General features: G+C 69.8%; 22 protein-coding genes and 1 pseudogene. 11 read left to right on the forward strand and 12 right to left on the reverse strand.

Annotated elements, in window-relative coordinates; translation table 11 throughout:
• Positions 1–112: 112 nt before the first annotated feature.
• The 5 genes and pseudogenes from MXC99_RS08340 to MXC99_RS08360 form a co-directional block, all read right to left on the reverse strand.
• Positions 113–961, reverse strand: a pseudogene (locus MXC99_RS08340) (polyphosphate kinase 2); the annotation flags it as partial.
• 259 nt (positions 962–1,220) lie between these two features.
• A complete protein-coding gene (hemW, locus tag MXC99_RS08345) occupies positions 1,221–2,438 on the reverse strand; it encodes a radical SAM family heme chaperone HemW (protein WP_247724998.1) in 1,218 nt (405 codons plus the stop codon).
• A gap of 93 nt (positions 2,439–2,531) precedes the next feature.
• Complete coding sequence (gene rdgB, locus MXC99_RS08350) at positions 2,532–3,137, reverse strand: RdgB/HAM1 family non-canonical purine NTP pyrophosphatase (RefSeq protein ID WP_247724999.1); 606 nt, start codon at positions 3,135–3,137, stop codon at positions 2,532–2,534.
• A 97-nt stretch (positions 3,138–3,234) separates the two neighbouring features.
• The gene (rph, locus tag MXC99_RS08355; protein WP_247725000.1) at positions 3,235–3,954 is read right to left on the reverse strand and encodes a ribonuclease PH; all 720 of its coding nucleotides are present in this window, start codon (positions 3,952–3,954) and stop codon (positions 3,235–3,237) included.
• Between the two features lie 104 nt (positions 3,955–4,058).
• Positions 4,059–5,030, reverse strand: coding sequence for a serine/threonine-protein kinase (locus tag MXC99_RS08360; RefSeq protein ID WP_247725001.1), 972 nt, complete (start codon positions 5,028–5,030; stop codon positions 4,059–4,061).
• A gap of 62 nt (positions 5,031–5,092) precedes the next feature.
• Between MXC99_RS08360 and MXC99_RS08365 the strand changes: the two genes are divergently transcribed.
• The 6 genes from MXC99_RS08365 to MXC99_RS08390 all read left to right on the forward strand — a co-directional run bounded on the left by MXC99_RS08365 (position 5,093) and on the right by MXC99_RS08390 (position 11,874).
• Positions 5,093–5,959: a YicC/YloC family endoribonuclease gene (locus MXC99_RS08365; RefSeq protein ID WP_247725002.1), complete on the forward strand. Its 867-nt coding sequence runs from the start codon at positions 5,093–5,095 to the stop codon at positions 5,957–5,959.
• 64 nt (positions 5,960–6,023) lie between these two features.
• Entirely contained in the window at positions 6,024–6,404 is a 381-nt protein-coding gene (locus MXC99_RS08370; protein WP_247725003.1) for a DUF2946 domain-containing protein, read from the forward strand.
• A 172-nt stretch (positions 6,405–6,576) separates the two neighbouring features.
• Entirely contained in the window at positions 6,577–8,709 is a 2,133-nt protein-coding gene (locus MXC99_RS08375; RefSeq protein WP_247725004.1) for a TonB-dependent receptor, read from the forward strand.
• Between the two features lie 31 nt (positions 8,710–8,740).
• Entirely contained in the window at positions 8,741–9,973 is a 1,233-nt protein-coding gene (locus MXC99_RS08380; protein ID WP_247725005.1) for an exo-alpha-sialidase, read from the forward strand.
• The gene (locus MXC99_RS08385) at positions 9,970–10,536 is read left to right on the forward strand and encodes a TlpA family protein disulfide reductase (protein WP_247725006.1); all 567 of its coding nucleotides are present in this window, start codon (positions 9,970–9,972) and stop codon (positions 10,534–10,536) included. Before MXC99_RS08380 ends, MXC99_RS08385 begins: the two co-directional genes overlap by 4 nt.
• A 72-nt stretch (positions 10,537–10,608) precedes the next feature.
• A complete protein-coding gene (locus tag MXC99_RS08390) occupies positions 10,609–11,874 on the forward strand; it encodes an HD-GYP domain-containing protein (protein ID WP_247725007.1) in 1,266 nt (421 codons plus the stop codon).
• 47 nt (positions 11,875–11,921) lie between these two features.
• Here MXC99_RS08390 and MXC99_RS08395 read toward each other — a convergent pair whose 3' ends face one another.
• The 4 genes from MXC99_RS08395 to MXC99_RS08410 form a co-directional block, all read right to left on the reverse strand.
• Positions 11,922–12,722 carry an EcsC family protein gene (locus tag MXC99_RS08395; protein ID WP_247725008.1) on the reverse strand — a complete coding sequence of 267 codons (801 nt, stop codon included), beginning with the start codon at positions 12,720–12,722 and terminating at the stop codon, positions 11,922–11,924.
• 136 nt (positions 12,723–12,858) lie between these two features.
• Positions 12,859–13,527 (reverse strand): DsbA family oxidoreductase, encoded by a 669-nt coding sequence (locus MXC99_RS08400; RefSeq protein WP_247725009.1) that lies wholly within the window; start codon positions 13,525–13,527, stop codon positions 12,859–12,861.
• Positions 13,528–13,596: 69 nt separating this feature from the next.
• Positions 13,597–15,003, reverse strand: a complete 1,407-nt coding sequence (gene yegQ, locus MXC99_RS08405; RefSeq protein ID WP_247725010.1) for a tRNA 5-hydroxyuridine modification protein YegQ — start codon at positions 15,001–15,003, stop codon at positions 13,597–13,599.
• Positions 15,004–15,189: 186 nt separating this feature from the next.
• On the reverse strand, positions 15,190–15,762 hold the full coding sequence (locus tag MXC99_RS08410; RefSeq protein ID WP_247725011.1) for an NADPH-dependent FMN reductase: 573 nt from the start codon (positions 15,760–15,762) through the stop codon (positions 15,190–15,192).
• Between the two features lie 313 nt (positions 15,763–16,075).
• Between MXC99_RS08410 and MXC99_RS08415 the strand changes: the two genes are divergently transcribed.
• Positions 16,076–17,278, forward strand: a complete 1,203-nt coding sequence (locus MXC99_RS08415) for an ammonium transporter (protein WP_247725012.1) — start codon at positions 16,076–16,078, stop codon at positions 17,276–17,278.
• Between the two features lie 22 nt (positions 17,279–17,300).
• Here MXC99_RS08415 and MXC99_RS08420 read toward each other — a convergent pair whose 3' ends face one another.
• A complete protein-coding gene (locus MXC99_RS08420) occupies positions 17,301–18,200 on the reverse strand; it encodes a LysR substrate-binding domain-containing protein (protein WP_247725013.1) in 900 nt (299 codons plus the stop codon).
• A 102-nt stretch (positions 18,201–18,302) separates the two neighbouring features.
• Between MXC99_RS08420 and MXC99_RS08425 the strand changes: the two genes are divergently transcribed.
• Complete coding sequence (locus MXC99_RS08425; protein ID WP_432654239.1) at positions 18,303–19,547, forward strand: MFS transporter; 1,245 nt, start codon at positions 18,303–18,305, stop codon at positions 19,545–19,547.
• A gap of 101 nt (positions 19,548–19,648) precedes the next feature.
• On the opposite strand, the gene MXC99_RS08430 is transcribed toward MXC99_RS08425, so the two are convergent.
• Positions 19,649–20,935, reverse strand: a complete 1,287-nt coding sequence (locus MXC99_RS08430) for a TIGR03862 family flavoprotein (protein ID WP_247725014.1) — start codon at positions 20,933–20,935, stop codon at positions 19,649–19,651.
• A 97-nt stretch (positions 20,936–21,032) separates the two neighbouring features.
• On the reverse strand, positions 21,033–21,461 hold the full coding sequence (locus tag MXC99_RS08435; RefSeq protein ID WP_247725015.1) for an acyl-CoA thioesterase: 429 nt from the start codon (positions 21,459–21,461) through the stop codon (positions 21,033–21,035).
• 284 nt (positions 21,462–21,745) lie between these two features.
• On the opposite strand from MXC99_RS08435, the gene gdhA reads away from it, so the two are divergent.
• From gdhA to MXC99_RS08450, 3 genes are all read left to right on the forward strand, one after another.
• The gene (gene gdhA, locus MXC99_RS08440; RefSeq protein ID WP_247725016.1) at positions 21,746–23,089 is read left to right on the forward strand and encodes an NADP-specific glutamate dehydrogenase; all 1,344 of its coding nucleotides are present in this window, start codon (positions 21,746–21,748) and stop codon (positions 23,087–23,089) included.
• Positions 23,090–23,237: 148 nt separating this feature from the next.
• Positions 23,238–23,882 (forward strand): MBL fold metallo-hydrolase, encoded by a 645-nt coding sequence (locus MXC99_RS08445; protein WP_075147570.1) that lies wholly within the window; start codon positions 23,238–23,240, stop codon positions 23,880–23,882.
• A gap of 111 nt (positions 23,883–23,993) precedes the next feature.
• Positions 23,994–26,174 carry a hypothetical protein gene (locus MXC99_RS08450; RefSeq protein ID WP_247725017.1) on the forward strand — a complete coding sequence of 727 codons (2,181 nt, stop codon included), beginning with the start codon at positions 23,994–23,996 and terminating at the stop codon, positions 26,172–26,174.
• Positions 26,175–26,178: the final 4 nt, after the last annotated feature.

Genomic DNA, 26,178 nt, shown 5'->3' on the forward strand with positions numbered 1-26,178 from the left:
GGCGAAAAATCAACAACCCGTGTATCTAGGTTTTTGGCGCCCCATCGCCCTGAAACCCGCGCCGTTGCTGGGGGTGGGGCGGAAATGTGCCTTGGAGCTGTCAAACTCGGGCCTCGCGGCTCACCGAAAACCAGAACTTGATCAGGTGGATGCCGCTGCGCACCAGGGTGCGCTCGAATTCCGGCGCCTGGCGCATGAACTCGTTGTACTCGTCGTTGCTGCAGAAGCCCATCACCCGTTCGACGCCGGCGCGGTTGTACCAGGAGCGGTCGAACAGGATGATTTCACCGGCGCTGGGCAGGTGCTGGATGTAGCGCTGGAAGTACCACTGGCCGCGTTCGGTTTCGGTCGGTTTCTCCAGCGCCACGACCTGCGCGCCGCGCGGGTTGAGATGCTCCATGAAGCGCTTGATGGTGCCGCCCTTGCCCGCCGCGTCGCGGCCTTCGAAGACGATCACCACCTTCTGCCCGGTTTCCTTGACCCAGGCCTGCAGCTTCAGCAGCTCGACCTGGAGGTGGTATTTGTGCTTCTCGTAGTTCTTGCGCGACATCAGGTTCTTGTACGGATAGCCGCCCACCCGCCAGTCGGGGGTGAGCTGGTCGTCCGGCGCCACCGGCATTTTCGGCGGCGGCTCCTCGCCGCGCAGGAGGGCTTCGCGCAGCACCGCGGCGTCGTCCGGCGAGGCGCCCGCGAGGATCGCCGCCAGCGTCTGGGTCAGGGAGTCGATGCCTTCGCTGGCGACACGGCGGACGATGTCGGACACGGCCACCGTCTTGGCGTCGCGCGCCGCGCCGACGGCCTGCTCGATCTCGAACCCGGCAATGCCTGCTGCGCTATGTGCGGGGGCGATGTCACCGGCGCGTGCAGGCCGGGGGGTCTCCTTCTGATCCTTGGGGTTGCTGCGCACCGCCCGCTTGCGCGGGGCGGAAGGGGGGGCGTCGTTTTTGTGTTCGGTCTGCATCGGGTCGTCCTCCGAGGTGGTTATTGTCATGCAGTGTCGCGCAACAATGACAAAAGCAGGACACCGGGGTAGCGCACAGTATGCCGCGTGTGGCTGCAACGGAATACCGTCGCGCCATGGCGGATAGGGTCATGGTTGCGGGGCGAAGGAGGATGGGCTGGCGGCTCTCCACCGCCGGAGCGGGCTGGTCGGGACGCGCTGCGCCGGATCGGCATGACGCGTCAAGCGGCGATCTCCCCCAGCACTGCCCACCTTTGGTTCAGTCCCGCAGGAACAGCTGCAACAACTCGTTCAGGAAGCGCCGCCCTTGCTGGGTCGGGCGGAGCTGGCCATCGGTAGTGTCGAGCAGCCCGTGTTTGCGCGCGCGCACCAGTTCGTCGGTGATCACCTCCAGCGCCAGCCCGGTGCGTGCCGCGAACAGCTGCGCCGGCACGCCTTCGCTGAGGCGCAGCGCGTTCATCATGAATTCGAAGGGCAGCTCGGCCGTCGTCACTTCGCGCGCCTCCTGGATGAAGTCGCCGTGTGCCGCGCCTTCGAGGTAGCGGGCGGGGTGCTTGTGGCGCATCTCGCGGCGGATGCCTTCATGGCTGGAGAGCTTGCCGTGGGCGCCGGGGCCGAGGCCGAGGTAGTCGCCGAAGGTCCAGTAGTTGAGGTTGTGCCGGCTGTGCTCGTGGGGGCGGGCGAAGGCGGAGGTCTCGTAGTGCTCGAACCCGGCGGCGGCGAGGCGCGCTTCGATCGCTTCCTGCATGTCGGCGGCGCTGTCGTCGTCGGGCAGCGGCGGTGGGTGGCGGGCGAAGGGGGTGTTGGGTTCGAGGGTGAGGTGGTAGCAGGACAGGTGGTGCACGCCGCAAGCGATCGCGGTCTCGAGGTCGGCGAGCGCCATGTCCGGGGGCTGTCCGGGGAGGGCGTACATCAGGTCGAGATTGACGCGCTCGAAGTGCGCCTGCGCGGCATCGACCGCGCGCCGCGCCTCGCTGCCGTCGTGGATGCGGCCGATGCGCGCGAGGAGGGCGTCGTCGAAGCTCTGGATGCCGAGCGACAGGCGATTGACGCCGGCGGCGCGGTAGTCGCGGAAGCGGGCGGCTTCGACGGTGCCGGGGTTGGCTTCGAGGGTGATCTCGGCGAGGGGGTCGAGCGGCAGCAGCATGCGGATGCCGCCGAGCAGGGCGTCGAGCGTGGCCGCCGACATCAGGCTGGGGGTACCGCCGCCGATGAACACGCTCAGCACCCGCCGCCCCCACACCTGCGGCAGCGCCGCCTGCAGGTCGGCGAGTACCGCGTCGAGCCAGGCGCGCTCGGGAATGCCGCCGCTGCGCGGGGTGTGCGAGTTGAAGTCGCAATACGGGCACTTCTTCACGCACCAGGGGAAATGCACGTACAGCGCCAGCGGCGGCGGAGCCGTGAGCTGCGCGCGCGCAGGGAGGGACGTGGCGGGCGTGGCGGCGGGGGCGAGGGGAATGATGCGGCGGGTGGTCACGGTGGCGGAGGCGGGACGAAAAGCGTGGGGGGCGGAGCCGGTTTTGCCGGGGGCGGAGCTGGGGCCGGGTGGGGCCGGCGCGGCGGACGGCGCTTACAGCGGGTGGCTGCGCAGGCGATCGAGGAGGTGGCGCATTGCCGCGCCGCGGTGGCTGAGGGTGTTCTTCAGCGCAGCGTCGAGTTCGGCGGCGGTTTGTTCCAGTTCGGGCAGCCAGAACAGCGGATCGTAGCCGAAGCCGCCGTCGCCGCGCGCGGCAGGGAGGATCTGGCCGTGCCATTCGCCGTCGGCGATCAGCGGGCGCGGGTCGTCGGCGTGGCGCACCAGCACCACCGCGGAATAGAAGTAGGCGCGGCGCTGCTCCGGCGCGGGGAAGGCGGCGAGGCGTTCGAGCAGCAGGGCGTTGTTGCGCGCGTCGGACTTGGGGTCGCCGGCAAAGCGTGCCGAGTGCACGCCGGGGGTGCCGCCGAGCGCTTCGACGCACAGCCCGGAGTCGTCGGCGACTGCCGCCAGGCCGGTGGCGGCGGCGGCGTGGCGGGCCTTGGCGAGCGCGTTTTCGACGAAGGTGGGGTGCGGCTCTTCCGCTTCGCCGACGCCGAACACCGATTGCGGAATCACTTCGATGCCGAGGGGGGCGAGCAGCGCCCGCATTTCGGCGGCTTTCTTGGTGTTGTTGCTGGCGAGGACGAGGCGGGCGGGCATGGCGGGGCTCCGGTACGGCACCCGGTGCGGAGGCCGGGCGCGGGTTGGGCGTGAATGGCGATGTGGTCGGGTGGGACCGGGCGCGGCGGTGGCAGGTTCAGCCGCCGTGCACGGCGGCGCGCTGCAGTTCGAACAGGTGGCGGCCGCCGAGTTCGGCGAGATCGAGCAGGGCGTCGAGCTCGGCACGCGAAAACGCCGCGCCTTCGGCGGTGCCCTGCACTTCGATGAGGCCGCCGCCCTCGGTCATCACCACGTTCATGTCGGTGTCGCAGGCCGAGTCTTCGGCGTAGTCGAGGTCGAGCACCGGCACGCCATCGTGGATGCCGACCGACACCGCGGCGACGAACTCGCGCATCGGGTTGCGGGCGAGCTTGCCGGCGGCGATGAGGCCGACGAGGGCGTCATGCACCGCGACGCAGGCGCCGGTGATGGCGGCGGTGCGGGTGCCGCCGTCGGCCTGGAGGACGTCGCAGTCGATGACGATCTGGCGTTCGCCGAGCGCGGCGAGGTCGACCACCGCGCGCAGGCTGCGCCCGATCAGGCGCTGGATTTCCTGGGTGCGGCCGCTCTGCTTGCCCTTGGCGGCCTCGCGCGCGCTGCGGGTATGGGTGGCGCGCGGCAGCATGCCGTACTCGGCAGTGAGCCAGCCCTGGCTCTTGCCGCGGAGGAAGGCGGGCACGCTGTCTTCGACGCTGGCGGTGCACAGCACGCGGGTGGCGCCGAATTCGACCAGCACCGAACCTTCGGCGTGGCAGGTGAAGCTGCGGGTGAGGCGGACGGGGCGGAGTTCGTCGGGCTGGCGCTGGCTGGGTCGCATGGGGTTTCCTGTGTCGAGAGGGCGTGTCACGGGTAGGGAAGGAGGCGGTGAGGGCCGGCACCGGCCGCTCTGGCGTGTCCGGGAAGAAAGAGCATGCCGCTCGGTCAGCGGCCGGCGGCCAAGGCCTTGACGCATCCACGCAGCAGACCGGACCGGGGCGGGCGGGGGGCCGGCGTGGGAGGGCGGCGCAGCGCCTTTTGCAGCGCAGGGACGCTTTGCGGGCGGGCCAGGGGGTCGAGCCGCAGGCAGTGGTCCACGAGCTCGAGCAGGTCGGCACTGTAGCCACCGGCCCGGGTCCGCGCCAGCGGCACGAGGGAATCCGTCCGGCGGCGCTCGTCGGCGCGCGGCGGAGCGGCGCCGGCGAGCGTGGCGTAGAGGCTCGCGCCGACGCCGTAGATGTCGGTCCAGGGGCCCAGGGGCGCGCCGCGGTCGTGCTGTTCGGGGGCGGCGAAGCCGGGGGTGAAGATCGGTTCGAGCACGGCCTGGTCGGCGTGCAGGATCCGGCGCGCGGCGCCGAAATCGAGCAGCACCGGGGTGCCGTCGGTGCGCAGGTGGATGTTCGTCGGCTTGAGGTCGAGATGCAGCAGCCGGTGCGCATGGACTTCGCGCAGGCCGTTGAGCAGGCGCGCGAACAGCGTGCGGACGAAGGCTTCGGGCAGGGCGCCGCGGTGGTGGCGACTGGTATCGTGCAGGGTGCGGCCGTGCTCGAAGCGCATCACCATATAAACGGTGCCGTTGGCGCGGAAGAAGTTGAGCACCCGGGTCACGTTGGGGTGATCCAGCCGGGCCAGTGCGCGCCCTTCCTCGAAAAAGCACTGCATGCCGCGGAAGAAGACGGCGCGCTGGGCGTCCGTCACCCGTGGCTCGATCTCGCCGGCGTCGCGCTGCACCAGCGCGCCCGGCAGGTATTCCTTGACCGCGACCGGGGTGCCGGTCTCGTCGTGGGCCAGATAGACGGTCGAAAAGCCGCCCCGCGACAGCGGGCGTTCGATGCGGTAGCGCTCGAGCGCGAAGCCCGCCGGCAGCGGGCTGGCTTGAGACGGGGTCTTCGGGGGCGCTAGAATCGCGGTCTTCACAGCTTCCTTCCTGAATCGGACCCCAGTGTAAACGATCACGCCGGGTTCCCGGAGACCCCCCGATGATCCACAGCATGACCGGCTTCGCGGTGCAGAACCGCGACCTGGGCAGCGTCAGCCTCCACCTCGAGCTGCGCAGCGTCAATTCCCGCTACCTCGATCTCGGCTTTCGCATCGTCGACGACCTGCGCCAGGCCGAGCCGGCGATCCGCGAGCGCCTGGCCGCGCGCCTCGGCCGGGGCAAGGTGGAGTGCCGGCTGAACCTGCAGGCCGGGCCCGGCGCCGCGCGCGGGCTGGCGCTCAACGCCGCCCTCCTCGATCAGCTCGCCGAGGCCCAGGCCGACCTGCGTGCCCGTTTTGCCGATGCCGCACCGCTGTCGGTGCATGAGCTGCTGCGCTGGCCGGGCATGCTCGCCGACGACAGCCTCGGCTTCGACGAGATGCTGCCGGCGATCGTCGCCCTCACCGAAGCCGCGCTCGACGAACTGGTCGCCAGCCGCCGCCGCGAAGGCGACAAGCTCGCCGCCATGATCCGCGAGCGCGTCGTGCGGATGCGCGAGCTGGTCGCCGTCGCCACCCCGCGCATGCCGGCGGTGGTGCTCGAATACCAGGAGCGCCTCACCGCCAAGCTGCGCGACGCGGTCGCCAGCCTGGACGAGGACCGCATCCGTCAGGAAGTCGCGCTCTACGCCCAGCGCATCGACGTCGCTGAAGAGCTCTCCCGCCTCGTCACCCATCTCGACGAGGTCGAACGCATCCTCAAGGCCGGCGGTGCCGCCGGCAAACGCCTCGACTTCCTGATGCAGGAACTCAACCGCGAGGCCAACACCCTGGCCTCGAAGTCCCCCGCCACCGACATCACCGCGATCGCGATGGAAATGAAGGTGCTGATCGAGCAGATGCGCGAGCAGGTGCAGAACATCGAGTGATGTTTCTCCGCCGCGCTTTTCATTTCCCTTCCCGTTGCGACACGAAGCATTGCGTGGCCGTCCAATGATGACCGCCTCCGCCCGCACGCTCACCGCCTGGATCGCGACCTTCGCGATGCTGGTCGCTACGCTCGCGCCGGCGTTGTCGCAAGCGGCCTATCGCGCCTCGGGCGACGCGATGTGGCTGGAGATCTGCACTGCCTACGGCATCGAGCACGTCGCCGGCGCAGGCGGTGCGCAGAATCCGGCCGACGATGCGGAGCGCCCGGTCAAGCCCTGCGTCTTCTGCAGCCTGTTCGCCAGCGCGCTGCCCGTGCCCTGGGGCGCGGCGGGCGTGCCGGCGGCGCAGGGCGGGGACGTCGTCGCCGCGTTCACCCTCCACGCGCCACGGCCCCGTCTGCCGTGGGCCGCCTCCCGTCCACGCGCACCGCCCGCGTACGCCTGAGTCTCCGGCTACAGCCGTGCACACGGCTGCCGCGGGGGGCTCCTCCGTTCATCGGTTAACCCGAGTCGATCGACCCGGCGGGCGCGCGCGCCCGCCCCCCGATGTCGATGCGCAGACGCTGCCGGCGGCGTGGCCCCGGTGCGTGCCCGCGCATCCAGGAAAGGAGCACAGCGTGAAATACAAGCAGCTTGCCGCCCTGAGCGCGGCCCTCGGCGCCGCGTTCGCTGCCGCCGCCGAAACCCTGCCCGTGCTGGGCGAAGTCAGCGTCACCGCGACGCGCGAGGCGCGCCCGCTCGGCGAGACCCCGGCCACGGTGTCCGCCGTGAAGGAAGAGACCCTCGCCGCAGCCCGCCCGGCGCACCCGAAGGAAGTGCTCAACCAGGTTCCCGGAGTGTGGATCAGCAACCTGTCGGGTGAAGGCCACTCCACCGCGATCCGCCAGCCGCTGACCACCGCCGCGGTCTACCTCTATCTGGAAGACGGCATTCCGACGCGCTCGACCGGCTTCTTCAACCACAATGCGCTGTACGAGATCAACGTGCCGCAGTCGGGCGGGCTGGAAGTCTCGAAAGGCCCGGGCAGCGCGCTCTACGGTTCGGACGCGATCGGCGGCACGATCAACGTGCTCACGCGCACGCCGCCTTCCGGGCCCGAGTTCGAGCTCGGCGGCGAGGCCGGCGCGCACGGCTGGGGCCGGGTGCTGGCGAGCGGCGGCGACGCCGATGCGGACGACGCCTGGCGTGCCAGCCTGAACCTGACCCACAGCGATGGCTGGCAGCGCGACGCCGGCTACGACCGCCGTGCCGGCACCCTGCGCTGGGACCGCGCGCTGGCCGACGACGCGCTGCTGAAGACCGTGCTGTCCTTCTCCAGCGTCGACCAGCAGCACGTCGGCAGCCTGAACCGGGCTGAGTTCCACCACGCGCCGCGCAGCAACAACATCCCGTTCTCCTTCCGCGAAGTCGAGGCCTTCCGCCTGTCGACCGCCTTCGAGCGCGAGGGCGCCACCACCCTGCTGTCGGTGACGCCCTACTTCCGCGACAACCGCATGAAGATCATCCCGAGCTGGACGGTCAGCTACGACCCCAACCGTTACCTGACCGAGAACCAGTCCTTCGGCTTCCTGAGCAAGTACCGGATGGATTTCGCCCCGCTGCGCGCGCGCCTCATCGCCGGCTTCGATGTCGACTACAGTCCCGGCTCGCGCGACGAGGATTCGATCGCGCTGACGCGCACGACCAACGCTTTCGGCGGCACCTCCTACCGCCTCGACCGTGCCGTGGCGGCGGTGCAGATCTATCGTTACGACGTCACTTTCCGCGCCCTCTCGCCTTATCTCCACGGCGAAATCTCGCCGCTCGAGCGTCTGCGCGTCACTGCCGGAGTGCGTTACGACGACATGCAGTACGACTACACGAACGAGTTCAACGGCGGTGCGGCCGGCGCCACCCAGGGGGTGGCGGGACCTTTCCCGGGGAACGGCTGGTACGGCCACGCCGCCAGCACCAAGGTCGGCTACCACCACCTCAGCCCGAAGCTGGGCGCCACCTGGGCGTTCACCGCGCAGCTGAGCGGCTTCGTCGCCTACAGCAATGCCTTCCGCGCGCCCTCCGAAGGCCAGGTCTTCCGCGGCAGCCGCGAGTCCAGCGCGGCGCGCGCCCAGGCCCAGGCCGAATCGCTGCTGAAGCTCAAACCCGTCGTCGTCGACAGCTTCGAGGCCGGCCTGCGCGGCCATGCGGGCGGCCTGAGTTACGAACTGTCCCTTTATCACATGACCAAGAAGGACGACATCGTCAGCTTCCAGGACCCGGTTACCAACCAGCGCACCGCGGTCAATGCCGGCGAGACCCTGCACCGCGGCGTCGAGGCCGGCCTCGGCCTGGCGCTGGCGCGCGACTGGCGGCTCGACGCCAGCCTGTCCTACGCCAAGCACACCTACGAAACCTGGGTCGTGTCGGGTACGGCCGATTTCAGCGGCAAGGAGATGGAAACCGCGCCGCGCCTGCTCGCCAACACCCGCCTGGGCTACGCGCCGGCGGCGATGAACGGCGGCCGCGTGCAGCTCGAATGGTTCCGCCTCGGCAGCTACTGGCGCGACGCCGCCAACACCAGCAAGTACGGCGGCCACGACCTCTTCAACCTGCGCGCGAGCTACCCCTTCGCCAAGGGCTTCGAGGCCTACGCCAGCGTCACCAACCTGTTCGACCGCCGCCACGCCGAGACTTCGAGCCTGTCGAGCGGCGCAGCCAGCTTCACCGCCGGCCTGCCGCGCACCGTCTACGCCGGGCTGCAGGCGAAATGGTGAGGACGGAAATGGCGATTTATCAGGAGCAAGGATGATGACAATGATGTTGTGGTCATGGGGGCGCCGGGTGTGCGGCGCAGTGCTCGCGCTCGGCATCGTGGGCGCTGCCGCCGCGCATGGCGGGCATGCGGCGATGGACAAGCCGGTAATGGAAAAAGCAGTGGCGGACAAGCCGGCGAAGGCGGCGCGGCCCGAACTCGGAACCAGCGCCGCGATCGCGCCCGACGGCAGCTGGTACGCGGTCGCCAGCCGCGACGGCCATGTCGTGCTCCACCGTAGCACCGACGCCGGCCAGCACTGGGTCGAAGCGGCGGTGGTCAACCGCGTTCCGGAGGCGATCGCGGCCGACGGCGAGAACCGACCGCAGCTCGCCTTCGCCGCCGACGGCGCGGTGCTGGTGTCGTGGGCGCGCCGCTTCGAGGAGCGTTTCACCGGCGACGTCCGCTTCGCGCGCGCCGCCGACGGCCTGCACTTCGACGAGCCGGCGACCGTGCATCGCGACCGCAGCATCGTCGGCCACAGCTTCAATGCGATGCGGGTGATGGGCGACGACCGGGTGGTGCTGGCCTGGATCGACGGCCGTGACGGTGCCGCAGCCAGGCGCGAGGGCGGCGACTACCGCGGCTCGGCGATCTATGCCGCGCTGTCCGACGACGGCGGACGCAGCTTCCGGCCCGAAGTGAAGCTCGTCGACCACAGCTGCCAGTGCTGCCGGCTGGCGCTGACCGAGGACGTCGACGGTGCGCCGCTGCTGCTGTGGCGCCACGTCTTCGCACCCAACGAGCGCGACCACGCGCTCGCCCGTCTCGACGCCGACGGCGCTGCGGCGCCGCTTGCGCGCGCAACCTTCGACCGCTGGCAGATCGATGCCTGCCCGCACCATGGCCCGGCGCTGGCGGTCGCCGCCGACGGCAGCCGCCATGCCGTGTGGTTCAACCAGCGCGCGGGCGCGGGGCGGGTGTTCTACGGCCGCCTCGGCGCCGGCGCGGTCGAAGGCCAGCGCGCGGTCGGCGGGCCGCGTGCCGCGCATGCCGACATCGCCCTTGCCGGTGCGCGCCTTGCCATCGTGTGGAAGGAATTCGACGGCGAGCGCACCCGGCTTTTCGCCGAACTCTCCGACGATGGTGGGCACAGCTTCCGCAGCCAGGAACTGGCCGCCACCGTGGGTGCGTCCGACCAGCCGCGCCTGTTGCGCCGGGGCGAGACCCTGTTCGCGTTCTGGCGCACCGCCGATGAAGGCATGAAGGGGTATGCACTGCGATGAAGACGAACCACCTGAGGAAAAATGCGGTAGCCGCGCTGGCTGCCGTGCTGCTGGGCTGGGCGATGCCGGGTGCGGCGGAGACGATGGCGGCGAGCGTGTCCGCCGCGGCGGGCGCTGCTGCGACGCCTCCCGCCGCACCGGCTTTCGTCAGCCTCGATGCGGCCGGTGCGCGCCGCCTCGCCGCGCCTGCCGCCCACCGCGCGCCGACCATCCTGGCGCTGTGGTCGGCCGAGTGCGTGCATTGCAAGAAGAACCTCGCCCTGTTCGCGGCGATGGCGCAGGCCGAGCCCGGCCTGCGTCTGATCACGCTCGCCGTGGAACCGGCCGAGCCGCAGCTGGGCGCGATCCTCGACCGTTTCGGCGTGCCCGGCGATCGTTTTGCCTATGGCGACGAGGCCCCCGAGCGCCTGGCCTTCGCCATCGATCCGGACTGGCGCGGCGAACTGCCGCGCACGCTATTGTTCGATGGTCGCGGCGGGGTGACGGCGGTATCGGGCGTGCTCGGCGAGGCGCGGGTGCGCGAACTGCTCGGCCTGGGCGCGGCGGGGGGCGCCGCCCGCTAAGGGGGGCGAGGCCGCCGGTCGGGCGTGTTCGTTGACGGCATCGGCAACGGCAAGGAGAGGAAAGGGACGGAGATGAATTCTTTCAGCAGGAAGGCCGCATTCCGCATCGCCGCCGTCAGCATCGTTCTGGCTGCACTCGCGAGCGTGGCGGCGTGGTTTGTGGCCCGGGAGAAGGCGGAAGAGAGCACGGTGGCCCTTGCAATCGAGGAGTCGCAACGGCTGATCAGCCATTCCGGAGCGATTTACCGGCCGGATGCGGCGGCCACCGAACATGCCGTCCAGGCGGCGAAGGCCATCACCGGGGGGCTCTTCGATATTGCCGAGATATACGACCGCAACGGTCTGAAGCTGGCCGAGACGATGACGACGGAAGGCGAAGAGGTCGAGCCCCTGCTGTCATCGCACGGCCCGCCCGCCTATACCCGGGCGTCCTACGAAAGCATCAACCTTGCCGACGGGCGCTGGGTGCTGCGCGTGTTCGTGCCACTGCGCGAATCGCTGGAAGCCCCCCGCTCTGCCGTGACCGGCTACTTCGAAGGCGTCCGGGTCGTCCCCGAATGGCAGCAGGCGCAGATGCGCTCGGACGCGCTGGGAATTGCCGCGCTGGTCGGCCTGGCCGCCGTGCTGTGCGGTGCGGCCATCTACCCCGTCGTGGTGAATCTGTCTGCGGAAAACGAACGCCGGGCGCGCGACGTGCTCGGCGCCCATCTCTCGACGATGGAGGCGCTGGGGCGTGCGATCGCCAAACGCGATTCGGATACGGGAGGGCACAATTGCCGGGTGGCCTGGATTGCCATCAGGCTTGCCGAGCAGCTGGGCGTGGCGGGCAGCGACATGCAGGCGCTGATCGTCGGCAGCTTCCTCCACGATATCGGCAAGATCGCCATTCCCGATGCCATCCTGCTCAAGCCCGGAAAACTCGACGAAAGCGAGTTCTCCATCATGCGCACCCATGTCGAGCAAGGGGAAGAGATCATCGGCGGGATCGGCTGGCTCGAAAAGGCGCGCAACGTCGTCTCCGGCCACCATGAAAAGTGGGATGGAACGGGCTACCCCCGCCGTCTGGAGGGGCTGGCGATTCCTCTTTCGGCGCGTATTTTCGCCGTGGCGGACGTGTTCGATGCGCTGTGCTCCAGGCGCCCTTACAAAGAGGCGATGGGGTTTGAAGCGGCCATGGCGATTCTGGAAAGGGACGCAGGCCGCCACTTCGATCCCCGTGTGATGGATGCATTCCGGCAGGTCTCGCGGGAAATCCACGACCGTCTGGCGTGCTGCTCCGACGAGGAGTGCAGGGCTTTGCTCGATGAGCGGGTCCGCTCGCATTTTGGGTTGGCCTGAGTGGCCTGGCCTGAGCACCGGCCGGGCCCGTCCGGGCCACGTGCGGCTCAGGGCCGGGGTGTGCCCCTGTGCGCGTCCAGCGTCTGCCACGCGGCGTGCACCGCGTCCGCGCCGTAGCGGCGTTCGAGCCGGCGCACGGTGAAGTGGCCGCGGCTGACGTCCTGGAAGTGGTCCATGAACATCAGGTTGATCGCGGCGCCCGCGGCGGCGCCGATGCCCGGCACCAGCATGCCGGCGGCCTTCTGCGTGAGCTGGACCTTGTAGCGCGCGGCGACGAGGGTGATCAGGCGCACCAGCGCGGGCGCGCCTTCGGCGCTCAGGCCCTTTTCGGCGAGGTGGCGGGCGGCCTCGCTGACGCCGGTGGCGAGCGCCGCGCGCACCGCGTAATAGCCGGCATCGGCGGCATCGTCGCTGTGCGCGTGGCTGCCGAGAGCGAACACTTCGAGCGCCGCCAGGCGCGCGCCGGCGGTGCTGATGTCCTCGCCTTCGGCGCGTGCGATGTCGAGGATGGCGCGCATGATCAGGACCGTCGACAGCGGAATTTCCACCGTCAGCCCGGCGAGGCCGAAAGCGCCGCCGGCGCCGCCGCTGACCGAGCCGAGCAGCTTGTGCAGGCGGGGCGAGGCGCTGTCGGCTTCCGCCTTCAGCGTTTTCGCCGCCGCTGCGAGCGCGCGCAGCAGGGCGTCGTGGGCGAGCGCGCCGACGCGCGCGCGCCAGGCCTGCGGCAGGCGGGCCAAGCCGCGTTCGAGCGGGCTGCCGATGAAGCCGCTCAGCCGTGCGGCAAGGCTGGGGCTGTCGAGCAGGCGATGGGCCCGGACGAGGGCTTCGAGGTCATCGGTGGAGAGCATGGGAGAGGGCGTTCATCCGCGATCGACGCAGCGCGACGAAAACCGGTGGACGGCACGGGGCAAGTCCCGGCCACGGCGCTTTGCCTTCGTTCAGACGCGGGCGTGGAGGCGGACGTTCCCGCGTGCCGCAAAAGGCTCAGGAGGGTTTGGCCGTTTCCAGCGACTGCAGGATCGTCGCCCCCAGGATCGCGGTCGATTGCGCGCCGGACACTGCGAGCTTGCGGTTGAGGATGAAGAAGGGCACGCCGTCGATGCCCTGCCGGCGCACGCCCTCGGCCATGCGCCGGACCTTGTCGACGTCCGCCTTGCCGGCGAGGTAGGCCGCCACTGCGTCGCGACGGTCGCCGCAGGCGGCGGCAAGGTCGGCCAGCGTGTCCGCATCGCCGATGTCCCGCCCTTCCTGGAAATGGGCGGCGAACAAGGCCTGGGCCAGCGCCTGGATGTGGGCCGGCTTGCGCCCTGCGGCCTGTGCCCGGTACATCAGGCGGTGAGCGTCGAGCGTGTTGGGGCGGGTCTGGATGCGTTCGAAAGCGTAGTCCAGCCCGTCCGCTGCGGCTGCCTCGCGCACGCGGTCGAGCGCCGCCTCGGCCTGGATCGGGCCGCCGAACTTGGCTTCGAGGAAGGCGCGGTAGGGCTCGCCCGCCGCCGGCGTGTCCGGGGCGAGGAAAAAGGGCAGCCAGTTCACCCGGACTTCGAGGTCGGGGCGGCTGGCGCGGAGTTCGGCGAGGGCGTGGTCGAGGCGGGTCTTGCCGAGGAAGCACCAGGGGCAGACGAAGTCGGAAACGAGGTCGATGTCGAGGATCATGGTGAAGGTCGGGAGGCAGGAGGGGCGGCTACCGTGCGGGAAGGTGGTGCACCCGCGGGCGGCGGGGGGTCAGAGGTAGCGGGCGATGAAGCAGGGCTGCGCCGGGTCGCTGCCTGCGGGCAGCGCCAGCCACACCCGCCGGCCGCTGCCGGGGACGTGCGCGAGCGCACTGCCGTCGGCGGCGAGGACCTGCGTCGGCACGCCGTCGCGGTTGCCGCCGGGTTGCACGAATTCGAGCCGGTCACCGGGCGCGAAGCCGTTCTTGACTTCGACTTCGGCCAGTCCGCGGGCGGCATCGTAGCCCACCACTTCGCCGACCAGCAGGCTGCGCCCGGACTCGGAATGGCCGCGCAGGTAGTTCTGCTGTTCGGGGGTGTGGTGGCGCTGGTAGAAGCCGTCGGTGTAGCCGCGGCTCGCCAGCCCTTCGAGTTCGCCGAGCAGGCGGGGGTCGAAGGGGCGGCCGGCGAGGGCGTCGTCGATCGCGCGGCGATAGCCCTGGGCGGCGCGGGCGACGTAGTACGGGCTCTTGGTGCGGCCTTCGATCTTCAGCGAATCGACGCCGATCTCGACCAGGCGGTGCACGTGCTCGATCGCGCGCAGATCCTTCGAGTTGAGGATGTAGGTGCCGTGCTCGTCCTCTTCGATCGGCATCAGCTCGCCGGGGCGGGTGCCTTCTTCGAGCAGCCACGGCTTGCTGCCGCCGAGGTGGCGCGGGCCGCCGCCGAGCGCCCGCTCGCGCCGGCTGCGGGTGGCGGTGCCGACCGCACCGGCGTCCTTCGGGGTGCCGATCGGCGGGCGGCCGTCGGTGTGGACGTTGCCGCTGGCGTCCTCGCCCGCTGCGTGCAGGCTGTAATCCCAGCGGCAGGCGTTGGTGCAGCTGCCCTGGTTGGGGTCGCGGTGGTTGAAGTAGCCCGACAGCAGGCAGCGCCCGGAGTAGGCGATGCACAGCGCACCGTGGACGAAGACTTCGAGCTCGATGTCCGGGCAGGCGTCGCGGATCTCGGCGATCTCGTCGAGCGACAGTTCGCGCGACAGGATGATGCGCTTGACCCCGACCGACTGCCAGAAGCGCACCGACGCGTAGTTGGTGGTGTTGGCCTGCACCGAGAGGTGGAGGTCCGTCTCCGGCCAGCGCTCGCGCACCAGCATCATCAGCCCGGGGTCGGCCATGATCAGCGCATCGGGGCGGAGCGCGATCACCGGCGCCATGTCGGCCTCGAAGCTGCGCACCTTGGCGTTGTGCGGGGTGATGTTGGCGACCAGGTAGAACAGCTTGCCGGCGGCGTGGGCGGCGTCGATGCCGGCGGCGAGCGTATCGAGCTGGCCGAAGCTGTTGTTGCGTACGCGCAGCGAATAGCGCGGCTGGCCGGCATAGACCGCGTCCGCGCCGTAGGCGAAGGCGGTATGCATCATCTCCAGGGTGCCGGCGGGGGCGAGCAGTTCGGGGCGGCGGGCGGCGGCAGGGAGCGCGGGCATCGGCGGCGAGGGGCGGTCAAAAGCGCATTTTACGCTGCGGCGAGAAAACAGCCCAAAAGCGGCTGCCCGAAGGCGCTGCGAGCTCTCTCCGGATGGGGCGGTCGGGGCCGGCCGCGCCGCGTGCCGCACCACGGCCGGGGCGGAATGGGGCGTCCAGTCGGTCGTGGTGGGTTCGGGTGCGATCGATCAGGGGGTGCGCGGCAGCACGGTCAGCACGCGCACGATGAAGGCGTGGAACTCGGTCATGTAGTTGCGCAGGAAGTCGGCGGTCGACGGGTCGGTGACCTGGCCGTCTTCGGTGATCAGGCCGGGCTTGAACTGGAGATAGGCCTCGACCGTGTTCATCAGGGGAGCGTTGCAGAAGCACAGCACGCCGCGCAGGCTCTGTTGCGCCAGCGCGGTGCCGATCGAGCCGGGGGAGGCACCGATCACGGCCGCGGGCTTGCGGGTGAAGGAGTTCTTGCCCCAGGGCCGGCTCGCCCAGTCGATCGCGTTCTTCAGCCCGCCGGGAATCGAGCGGTTGAATTCGGGGGTGACGAAGAGGATGGCATCGACCTCGGCAATGCTCTGCTTGAGGGCGCGCGCGACCGGCGGGAAGTCGGCATCGTAGTCCTGGCTGTAGAGCGGCAGGTCCTTGATCGGGATTTCGCTCAGTTCCAGTTCGGGCGGCGCCAGGCGCACCAGCGCTTTCGCCAGCAGGCGGTTGATCGACGTGCTCGACAGGCTGCCGACGAAGTAGCCAACCTTGTACTTGCTCATGGGGATCTCCTTGCGGGGCGGTGCGCCGGGGGCGGCCGGCTCCCGGTGTGTGGGCTGGGTGTGGCCGGGAACGCCGTTGGTGGGAATCGTTTTCATATGCCGGCCACGCTTCACCATAGGTGAGCCGCCTCGTGCCGGCAACTCGCTCCGGCCCGTGCCGGCGCGGGACGCACCAGGTTGGAGGGGGATGCGCGCAGAGCGCACGCTGGTGGTGCGCAGGATTGCCCGGAAATGGTTTCAACAGCTCGATTCGGCGTGTTTTTCGGCACTGGAACGGTGCTTGCTTGGAGTGGGTGTCCGATTCGGAGGCCTTATGGAAGCAAGCCATTCCAGCAACGACGTGTTGTTCATCCTGCTGGGCGCCATCATGGTGCTCGCGATGCATGCCGGGTTCGCTTTCCTCGAACTCGGCACGGTGCGCAAGAAGAACCAGGTCAATGCCCTGGTCAAGATCCTGTCCGATTTCGCGGTGTCGACGCTGGCCTATTTCTTCGTCGGCTACGGCATCGCCTACGGCGTGCATTTTTTCAGCGGCGCGCAGGTCCTGGTCGAAAGAAGCGGCTACGAACTGACCCGCTTCTTCTTCCTGCTGACTTTCGCCGCGGCGATCCCGGCGATCATCTCCGGCGGCATCGCCGAGCGCGCGCGCTTCCAGCCCCAGCTGGCGGCGACCTTCCTGCTGGTGGGCTTCGTCTATCCGTTGTTCGAAGGCATCGCCTGGAACCAGGCCTTCGGCATCCAGGCCTGGCTGAAGGCGAGCTTCGGCGCCGAGTTCCACGATTTCGCCGGCTCCGTGGTGGTGCATGCGATGGGCGGCTGGATCGCGCTGCCGGCGGTACTGCTGCTGGGCGCGCGGCGCGGACGTTATTCGCGCAGTGGCGCGATCGCCGCCCACCCGCCGTCGTCGATCCCCTTTCTCGCACTCGGCGCGTGGATCCTGATCGTGGGCTGGTTCGGCTTCAACGTGATGTCGGCGCAGAAGCTCGACAGCATTTCCGGCCTGGTCGCGATCAACTCGCTGATGGCGATGGTCGGCGGCACGGTGGCGGCGCTCGCGGCCGGGCGCAACGACCCCGGCTTCGTCCATAACGGCCCGCTCGCCGGCCTGGTCGCGGTGTGCGCCGGCTCGGACGTGATGCACCCGCTCGGGGCGCTGGTGGTGGGCGCGGTTGCCGGCGCGCTGTTCGTGCTGATGTTCACCCTGACCCAGAACCGCTGGAAGATCGACGACGTGCTCGGGGTGTGGCCGCTGCACGGGCTGTGCGGGGCGTGGGGCGGGCTGGCGACGGGGGTGTTCGGCAGCGCAGCGCTCGGTGGCCTGGGCGGCGTGGCGTTCCTGCCGCAGTTGATCATGACTGCGCTCGGCATCGCCGTCGCGCTCGTCGGCGGCGGGCTCGTCTATGGGGCGCTGAAGGCGGTGGTCGGCCTGCGCCTGGAGCAGGAGGATGAGTTCAACGGCGCCGACCTGTCGATCCACCGCATCAGTGCGACCCCGGAGCGCGAGTCGAACTGGTGAATACCGGCCGCGGCCGCGAGGTTCAGCCGGCGTGCGGGCGCAACTGCTCCAGCACCTCGAGGAAGCCTGCGAGCAGGGGGCGGGCATCGGTTTCGCGGACGGCGACGGAAAGGGCGAAATGGGCGCCCTCGTCGTCGATCGGCAGGTAGCGGACGCGGGGAATGTGCACGCATTCGAGCGGGGCGGGGAGCAGGGCCAGACCCAGGCCGGCGGCGACGAGGCCGATCTGGGTGGTGGCCTCGCGTGCGGTCTGCACGATCCGGGGTTCGAAGCCGGCACGCCGGCCGAGCTGCGCGAGCAGGGCCGGCAGCCCCGTCCCCGCGCCCGGTGGAAAGGTGATGAAGGCTTCGTCGGCGAGCTCGGCGAAGCGGATCGAGCTCCGCCCGGCGAGGCGGTGGGTGACGTTGATCACCAGGCGCAGGGGGTCGCGGCCGATTTCCCGTACCTTGATGCCGCCCGGGACGGGCCCGCCCACATGGCGCACCAGGCCCACATCCAGCCGGCCCCTGGCCAGGGCGGCCAATTGGGCGTCGGTGAACATTTCTGTGAGCTGCAGTTCCACGTCCGGATAGCGCCGGCGGTAGGCGTAGAGCAGGTCGGGCAGGGTGGTGGAGTAGGGCAGGGACGAGGTGAAGCCGATCCGCAGTCGGCCCAGCTCGCCACGGGCCGCGCGCCGGGCCTCTTCGGTCGCCGCCGCGGCATCGTCGAGGATGGCCCGGGCGCGCACCAGAAAGCGTTCTCCGGCCTCGGTCAGCGCCACCCGGCGCTTGCTGCGTTCGAACAGGGCTACGCCCAGCTCCGCTTCCAGATCGCGGATCTGCATCGACAGGGGCGGCTGGCCGATGTGCAGGCGTTCGGCGGCCCGGGTGAAATGCAGCTCTTCGGCCACGGTGACGAAGTAGCGCAGGTGGCGTAGCTCCATTGATCTATTTTTTAGATTATTTGCTGGCATTAAATATATTGGACTGCATTTAAAAGGGCAACTAGGATTCCCTCGAACGCCCTCCTCCGAACGCCTGCGCCCATGTCTACCGCCGCCCACGAATCCAGCCATCTCGCCGCCGGCACGGCCGCGTACCGGCGTGCCAATTTCGCCATGTTCGTCGGCGGCTTCGCCACGTTCTGCCTGCTGTACGGCCCCCAGCCCTTGCTCCCCCTGTTTTCCGCGTATTTCGGCGTCACTCCGGCCAGTGCCAGCCTGTCGGTTTCGGTCGCTACGGCGGCGCTCGCGCTGATGCTGGTCCCCGCCAGCCTGCTGTCGGACCGCTTCGGCCGGGCGCGGTTGATGAAATGCTCGCTTGCCGGCTCGGCCTTCTTTTCCCTGCTGATGCCGCTGGTGGCGGATTTCCAGCAGCTGCTGGTCCTGCGTACCCTGCTCGGCATTTCCATCGCCGGGCTGCCGGCGGCGGCGATGGCCTGGCTGGGGGAGGAGATCGCCCCCGACGCCAGAGGCCGGGCGATGGGCCTCTACATCGCCGGCAACGCCCTGGGAGGGATGAGCGGGCGCTTCATCGCCGCGCTGGTCACCGAGTGGAGCGACTGGCAGAGCGCCTTCCTGGTTCTCGGCCTGATCGGACTCGCGGCCGCCCTGCTGTTCTGGAAATGCGTGCCCGCGTCGCGCCATTTCGAGCCGCGCAGCATGGCGCCCGCCGCCCTCGCCGTCGATCTGGGGCGCACGTTCCGGGACCCCGGCCTGCCCGTCCTGTTCCTGTCCTCCTTCCTGCTCATGGGCGCATTCGTCGGGCTCTACAATTACCTCGGTTTCCGCCTCGAGGCCGCGCCTTTCGAATTGGGGCAGAGTGCGATCGGGGCGATTTTCCTGCTCTACGTGCTGGGCACCTGGGCTTCGGCGTGGTCGGGGCGGCTGGTCGATCGGATCGGGCGCAGGCAGGTGTTATGGATCATGGTGGCGGTGATGGGGCTCGGCCTGGGGCTGACCGTGCCCGAATCGCTCTCTGCCGTGATGGGTGGGGTGGCCTTGTTTACCTTCGGTTTTTTCGGTGCCCACGCCACCGCCAGCGGCTGGGTCGGGGCGCGCGCGGGCGAGCGGCGGGCGCTCGCCGCGGCGCTGTACCTCACCGGCTATTACCTGGGGGCCAGCATCCCGGGCTCCCTCGTCGGCCTGGCCTGGAGCGGGGGGCGCTGGCCCGGAGTGAGCCTGGCCGTCGGTGGGTGCGTGCTCGCCGTGTTCGGCCTGGCCCTGTATTTGCGCCGCCTCGAGGCGGTGGTCGTGGCCCGGGAGCGCGGATGCTCTTCCGACCCGCGGTGACGAGGCCGGCCCGGCTGCCCGGGCCCGGGTGAGGCCGCCCGGCTTTCTTCGTCCGGTCCTGTTCGCCCGCTCCGTTCAGCGATCCCTTGCCGTGATCCCCTTCATCCACCGGCCGCCGGGCGCGGTGCGCGGGCCTGCAGCCACGTCCGCACCCCGCGCCCGGCGGCCGCGCCGCTGGCGAAGCAGGCGGTGAGCAGGTAGCCGCCGGTGGGCGCTTCCCAGTCGAGCATTTCGCCGGCGCAGAACACGCCGGGGACCGCCTGCAGCATCAGGTTCGAATCCAGCGCCTCGAAGCGCACGCCGCCGGCGCTGCTGATCGCCTCGTCGAGCGGGCGCGGAGCGGCCAGGCGCAGTGGCAGCGCCTTGATCCCGGCGGCGAGGTGGGCGGGATCGTCGAAATCGGCTTTCCCCAGGCATTCGTGCAGCAGCCCGGCCTTGACCCCCTTGATTCCGGCCTGGCCTTGCAGGTGGCTGGCCAGCGAGCGGCGACCGCGCGGCCGGGAAAGCTCGGTGACCAGGCGCTCCAGGCTGCGCCCGGGGGCGAGGTCGAGATACAGGGTGACGCTGCCCTGGGCGCGCAGGGTGTCGCGCAGCACCGCCGACAAGGCGTAGATCAGTCCGCCTTCGATGCCGGTGGCGGAGATCAGGGCTTCGCCGGCACGCTGGTGCACGCGGCCGCCGGCGTCGGTGACGCGGGCGGCGACCGATTTCAGCGGCTGGCCGCGGAAACGCTCGGCGAAGTGCGCGCTCCAGCCGATGTCGAAGCCGCAGTTGGCCGGCTGCAGCGTGGCGACGTCGACGCCGGCGGCGCGCAGCGGCGCCACCCAGGCGCCGTCCGAGCCCAGCCTGGCCCAGCTGCCGCCGCCCAGTGCGAGCACCACGGCGTCGGCCGCGACCGTGCGTTCTCCGCCCGGGGCGGCAAAGCGCAGCGCCGTGCCGCTCCCGGCCCAGCCCAGCCAGCGGTGGCGTACGGCGAAGTGCACGCCGGCCGCGCGCAGCCGCGCCAGCCAGGCGCGCAGCAGCGGCGCGGCCTTCATTTCGCGCGGAAACACGCGCCCGGAACTGCCGATGAAGGTCTCCACCCCGAGGCCGTGCGCCCATTCGCGCAGCGCCTGCGGGCCGAAGGCGGCGAGCATCGGTGCGAGGGCGTCGCGGCGCTCGCCATAGCGGGTGAGGAAGGTGTCGGCCGCCTCGCTGTGGGTGAGGTTGAGCCCGCCGCGCCCGGCGAGCAGGAACTTGCGCCCGACCGAGGGCATGGCGTCGAACACGGTGACGTCCACGCCGCCGTCGGCCAGGGTTTCGGCCGCCATCAGGCCGGCCGGACCGCCGCCGATCACGGCAACGCGGGGGCGTGGGGAGGGCTGCGCCGGGGGGGCTGCACTGTGCATGGCGGGGAAGCGTCGAGGGTCGGGAGGCCTGGCGGAGTGCGGCGCCGGGGGCAAGGAAAATGGAGCGGAAAGGGGCTGAAAAAAGGGCGGGGGCGCTTCAGGATGCGGCGAAGCGCCGGCGAAAGCGCTGCGGAACGGGCGCCTTCTGCCGCGCGCCGTAGTCGAAGAACATGATCCCGGTCTTGCCGCGCGCCACTTCGCGCCCGCTGGCCTGGTCCGACATCCGCCATGCAAGGTCGCAGCCGTGCTCGTGGAAGTCGGCGGCGGTCATGTCGACCGTCATCGTTTCGCCGTGGAAGGCTTCGGCGCGGTACTGGACGGCGGCGTCGGCGACGATGATGCCGCAGCCTTCGACGTCGAGTTCGGTGTAGCCCATCGATTTCAGGAAACGCACCCGCGCCTCGGAGACCACGCCGAGCAGTTGGGCGTTGTCGAGATGGTTGCCGTAGTTGATGTGCGAGATCAGCAGCGGGACGTTGGTCCGGAAGGCGAAGGCGGCGGGAAGTTCGATTCGGATGCGGGCCATGGCGGGAGGGAGTGGGGCGGAAAGAAGAAGGATAAGAGCTCGGAGGACGACGGCGCAATCCGGCCGGGACCTCAGGGCGGGCCTTGCATCGGCCACCCTGCCTGCACCGTCATGGTGCATCGTGGAAGGAGAATAAAAATTTCTGACATATTGCGCACCAACATGGGGAATTTGATGCACAATATTGGGGTTCGCACGCGATGATCTCGGGTAAAACCGAGATCATCGCGTGCGCGTGTCTGTCCGCTCCATTTTCAATTCACCCTACCTACAGGCTCAATACCATGAAATATCAGTCTCTCGAGGAGTTCCTGGCTTACGTTGAACAACGCAACCCCGGCCAGCCCGAATACCTGCAGGCGGTCAGTGAAGTCATGGAGAGCCTGTGGCCCTTCATTTCTGCAAATCAACGTTATGCCGAGCATTCCCTCCTCGACCGGCTGATCGAGCCCGAGCGCGTGATCATGTTCCGCGTGTCCTGGGTGGACGACCGCGGCGATGTGCAGGTCAATCGCGGTTATCGCATCCAGCACAGCTCGGCGATCGGCCCTTACAAGGGCGGCCTGCGCTTCCATCCCTCGGTGAACCTGTCGATCCTGAAGTTCCTCGCCTTCGAGCAGACCTTCAAGAACGCGCTCACCACGCTGCCGATGGGCGGTGGCAAGGGGGGTTCCGACTTCGATCCCAAAGGGCGCAGTCCCGGCGAGGTGATGCGCTTCTGCCAGGCCTTCGTCAGTGAACTGTACCGTCACGTCGGCTCCGACACCGACGTTCCCGCCGGCGACATCGGTGTCGGCGGGCGTGAGGTCGGCTTCATGACGGGGATGATGAAGAAGCTGTCGAACGACGCCTCGTGCGTGTTCACCGGCAAGGGCCTCGCGTTCGGCGGCTCGCTGATCCGTCCGGAGTCGACCGGTTATGGCACGGTGTATTTCGCCCAGGCCATGCTCGAGCATGCCGGGCGCGATTTCGCCGGGATGCGCGTGTCGGTGTCGGGGTCGGGCAACGTCGCCCAGTACGCCATCGAGAAGCTGCTCCAGCTCGGCGCGAAGCCGATCACCTGCTCGGATTCGAGCGGCACGGTGATCGATGAGGAAGGCTTCACCCACGAAAAGCTGGCCGTCCTCATGGAAATCAAGAACCACTACTACGGCCGCGTCGCCGAGTACGCCGAGCGTGTCGGCGCCCGCTTCGAGCCGGGCGTGCGTCCGTGGCATGTGCCGGTCGAAGTCGCGCTGCCGTGCGCGACCCAGAACGAGCTCGACGCCAATGACGCCGCGACCCTGGTCAAGAACGGCGTGATCGCCGTGGCCGAAGGTGCCAACATGCCCAGCACCGCCGAAGCGGTGAAGGTGTTCGAGCACAACGGTGTGCTCTACGCCCCGGGCAAGGCGAGCAACGCCGGTGGCGTCGCCACCTCCGGGCTGGAGATGAGCCAGAACGCGATGCGCATGTCGTGGACGCGCGACGAAGTCGATGGCCGCCTGCAGGAAATCATGCTCGGCATCCACGCCGCGTGCCTGAAGTACGGCCAGCGCGACGACGGTACGGTGAGCTACTCCGACGGCGCCAACGTCGCCGGCTTCGTCAAGGTCGCCGACGCGATGCTCGCCCAGGGCGTGATCTGAGCGCGTCCGGCTGCGGCCGGAGGCGCTTCCGCCTGCCCTTCGCCCGCCCGGCGGCCGTTGTCGCCGGGCGGGTTTTTCACGTGTGCGGCGGCACAAGGCCGATCGGGTAAACTGCCGCCCGTCCCAACGAATTCAGGAGTGTCTTCCCATGATCCAGGTCAGCATCGTTCCGGTCACCCCCTTCGAGCAGAACTGCAGCATCCTGTGGTGCGACCGCAGCAAGAAGGCGGCGGTGGTGGACCCCGGCGGCGACCTCGACCGCATCCTCGCCGCGGTGCGCGAGCTGGGGGTGACGGTGGAGCGGATCCTCGTCACCCATGGCCACATCGACCATGCCGGCGGCACCGCGAAGCTCGCCCGCGAGCTGGGCGTGCCGATCGAAGGCCCGCAGGAAGAGGACCGCTTCTGGATCGAAGGGATGCCGGAGCAGAGCCGTACGTTCGGTTTTCCCGGCGTCGAGGCCTTCGAGCCCGACCGCTGGCTGCACGACGGCGATACCGTCACCGTCGGCGAGGAGACCTTGCAGGTCATTCATGCGCCCGGCCATACGCCCGGCCATGTCGTGTTCGTTCATCCCGGCGCGCGCCTGGCGATCGTCGGCGACGTCCTGTTCGCCGGCTCGATCGGGCGCACCGACTTTCCCCGCGGCGACCATCAGACCCTGATCCACTCGATCCGCGACAAGCTCTTCCCCCTGGGTGACGACATCACCTTCATTCCCGGCCACGGTCCCACTTCGACGTTCGGCGAGGAACGCGAGAGCAATCCTTTCGTCGGCGGGCGTTATCGCTGAGCGGTGCGCCCTCCTGCGCTGAATCGCGCGCGTGTTCCTGTCCTGTTGTCGCCCGGGCGATTCCAGCGCAATATTTCCCGCATGCCGGCGTGACCGGTGTCGATCGGGGGGATGAAGGTGAACACGAACAGCGACAGGCGCAGTGCTCATACGTGGCGTTTTTTCCGCTCCGGCGGTTTCGACCAGGTCCGCATCGACACGGTGGACGATCTGCGCCACCTCGGCGAGCTCGACCAGAAGCTGTGGTCGGTGCTCGCCTGCCCGACTTCCGGGCTGGAGTTCGACAGCCGCACGCTGCAGCTGCTCGACACCGACGGCGACGGCCGCATCCGCGCCCCCGAAGTGATCGCCGCGGCGCGCTGGGTGTGTGCAGTGCTGAAGGATCCGGACGGGCTGTTCCGCGGCGCCGATGCGCTGCCGCTGGCCGCGATCGACAGCGCCCATCCCGAAGGCGGAAAGCTGCTGGCGACGGCGCAAAAGGCGCTGGCCTATCTCGGTAAACCCGAGGCCAGCGCGATCGCGGTGGCCGATCTTGCCGACACCACCCGCCTGTTTGCACCGGGGCACTTCAACGGCGACGGCATCGTCCCGGCCGAGCTTGCTGCCGAAACGACGTCCGACCCTGCACTAGTGAAGGCGGTCGGTCTCATCGTCGACACCTTGGGGAGCGTCGACGACCGCAGCGGGCAGCCGGGCGTCGACCAGGACCGGGCCGATGCCTTCTTCGCCGCGGCGCGGGCGGTGTCCGACTGGCATGCCCGGGCCGAGGCCGAGCCGCAGACCGTGCTGCCGCTGGGGGAGGCCACGGCCGAAGCTGCGGCGGTGTTCGATGCGGTGCGTGCCAAGGTCGACGACTACTTCACCCGCTGTCGCCTGGCCGCGTTCGACGAACGTGCCGCGACCGCGCTGAATCCGGCCGACGCGGCGTATGCGGAGCTCTCCGTGCAGACCTTGGGGACCGATGCCGCGGGGGTTGCCGCGCTGCCGCTGGCGCGAGCCGCTCCGGGACGGGCCCTGCCGCTCGGAGAGGGCCTCAACCCGGCCTGGGAGGGCCCGGTCGCCGCGCTGCAGGCGCGCGTGATCGAGCCCCTCCTCGGGGCCCGCGCCGAGCTGTCGCAGGCCGAATGGCAGGATCTCGCCGCGCGCTTCGCCGCCTACCGTGCCTGGCTCGCGGCGAAGCCGGCGTCGCCGGTCGCTGCGCTCGCTGCGGCCGAGCTGCGCGCACTGCTCGACGCGGACGTGCATGCCCGGCTGAGCGCGCTGATCGCGCAGGATCGTGCCGCCGAAACCGCCGCGGTGCAGATCGACGCCCTCGAGCGCCTGGTGCGCTACCACCGCGACCTCGTCACCCTGCTGCGCAACTTCGTCACCCTCAGCGACTTCTACGACGCCGGCGACAAGGCGATCTTCCAGGCCGGCACGCTGTACCTGGATCAGCGCAGCTGCGAACTGTGCCTGCGCGTCGCCGACATGGGGCGGCATGCGGCGCTGGCGCCGCTGTCGGGCGCCTACCTGGTGTATTGCCAGTGCGCGCGCCAGGACGAGGCGCCGATCACCATCGTCGCCGCGATGACCGGCGGCGATGCCGACGAGATGATGGTGCCCGGGCGCAACGGTGTGTTCTACGACCGCCAGGGGCGCGACTGGAACGCCAGCGTGGTCAAGGTGGTGGAAGCGCCGATCAGTGTGCGCCAGGCGTTCTGGTCGCCGTACAAGCGCGTCGGTCGCATGATCGGCGAGCAACTCCAGAAGTTCGCCGCTTCGCGCGATAAGGCGGTCGACGCGCGCGCCGCGGCCGGCGTCGCCGAAGCCGGGACGAAGGCCGCCGCGCCTGCGCCGGCGGCTCCGCCCCAAGCCTTCGACATCGCCAAGTTCGCCGGTATCTTCGCTGCGATCGGGCTGGCGCTGGGGGCGATCGGTACCGCGCTGGCGGCGGTGGCGACCGGCTTCCTGTCGCTGCCGGCCTGGCAGATGCCGCTGGTGGTGATCGGCGTGGTGGTGCTGATCTCGGGGCCATCGATGCTGCTCGCCTGGTTCAAGCTGCGCCAGCGCAACCTCGGCCCGCTGCTCGACGCCAACGGCTGGGCGGTGAACACCCGGGCACGGATCAACATCCCGTTCGGCGCCGCGCTCACCGGAGTGGCGGCGCTGCCGCCCGGCGCCTCGCGTTCGCTCGCCGATCCCTATGCCGACAAACAGCGTCCGTGGGGAACCTGGATGTTCCTGCTGATCGTCGCCGTGATCGCCTTCGTGCTGTGGCAGCAGGGGATGTTCGAGCGCCTGTCGTCCTGACCCG

Source organism: Thauera aromatica (genome assembly GCF_023093595.1).
GTDB classification, from domain to species: domain Bacteria; phylum Pseudomonadota; class Gammaproteobacteria; order Burkholderiales; family Rhodocyclaceae; genus Thauera; species Thauera aromatica_A.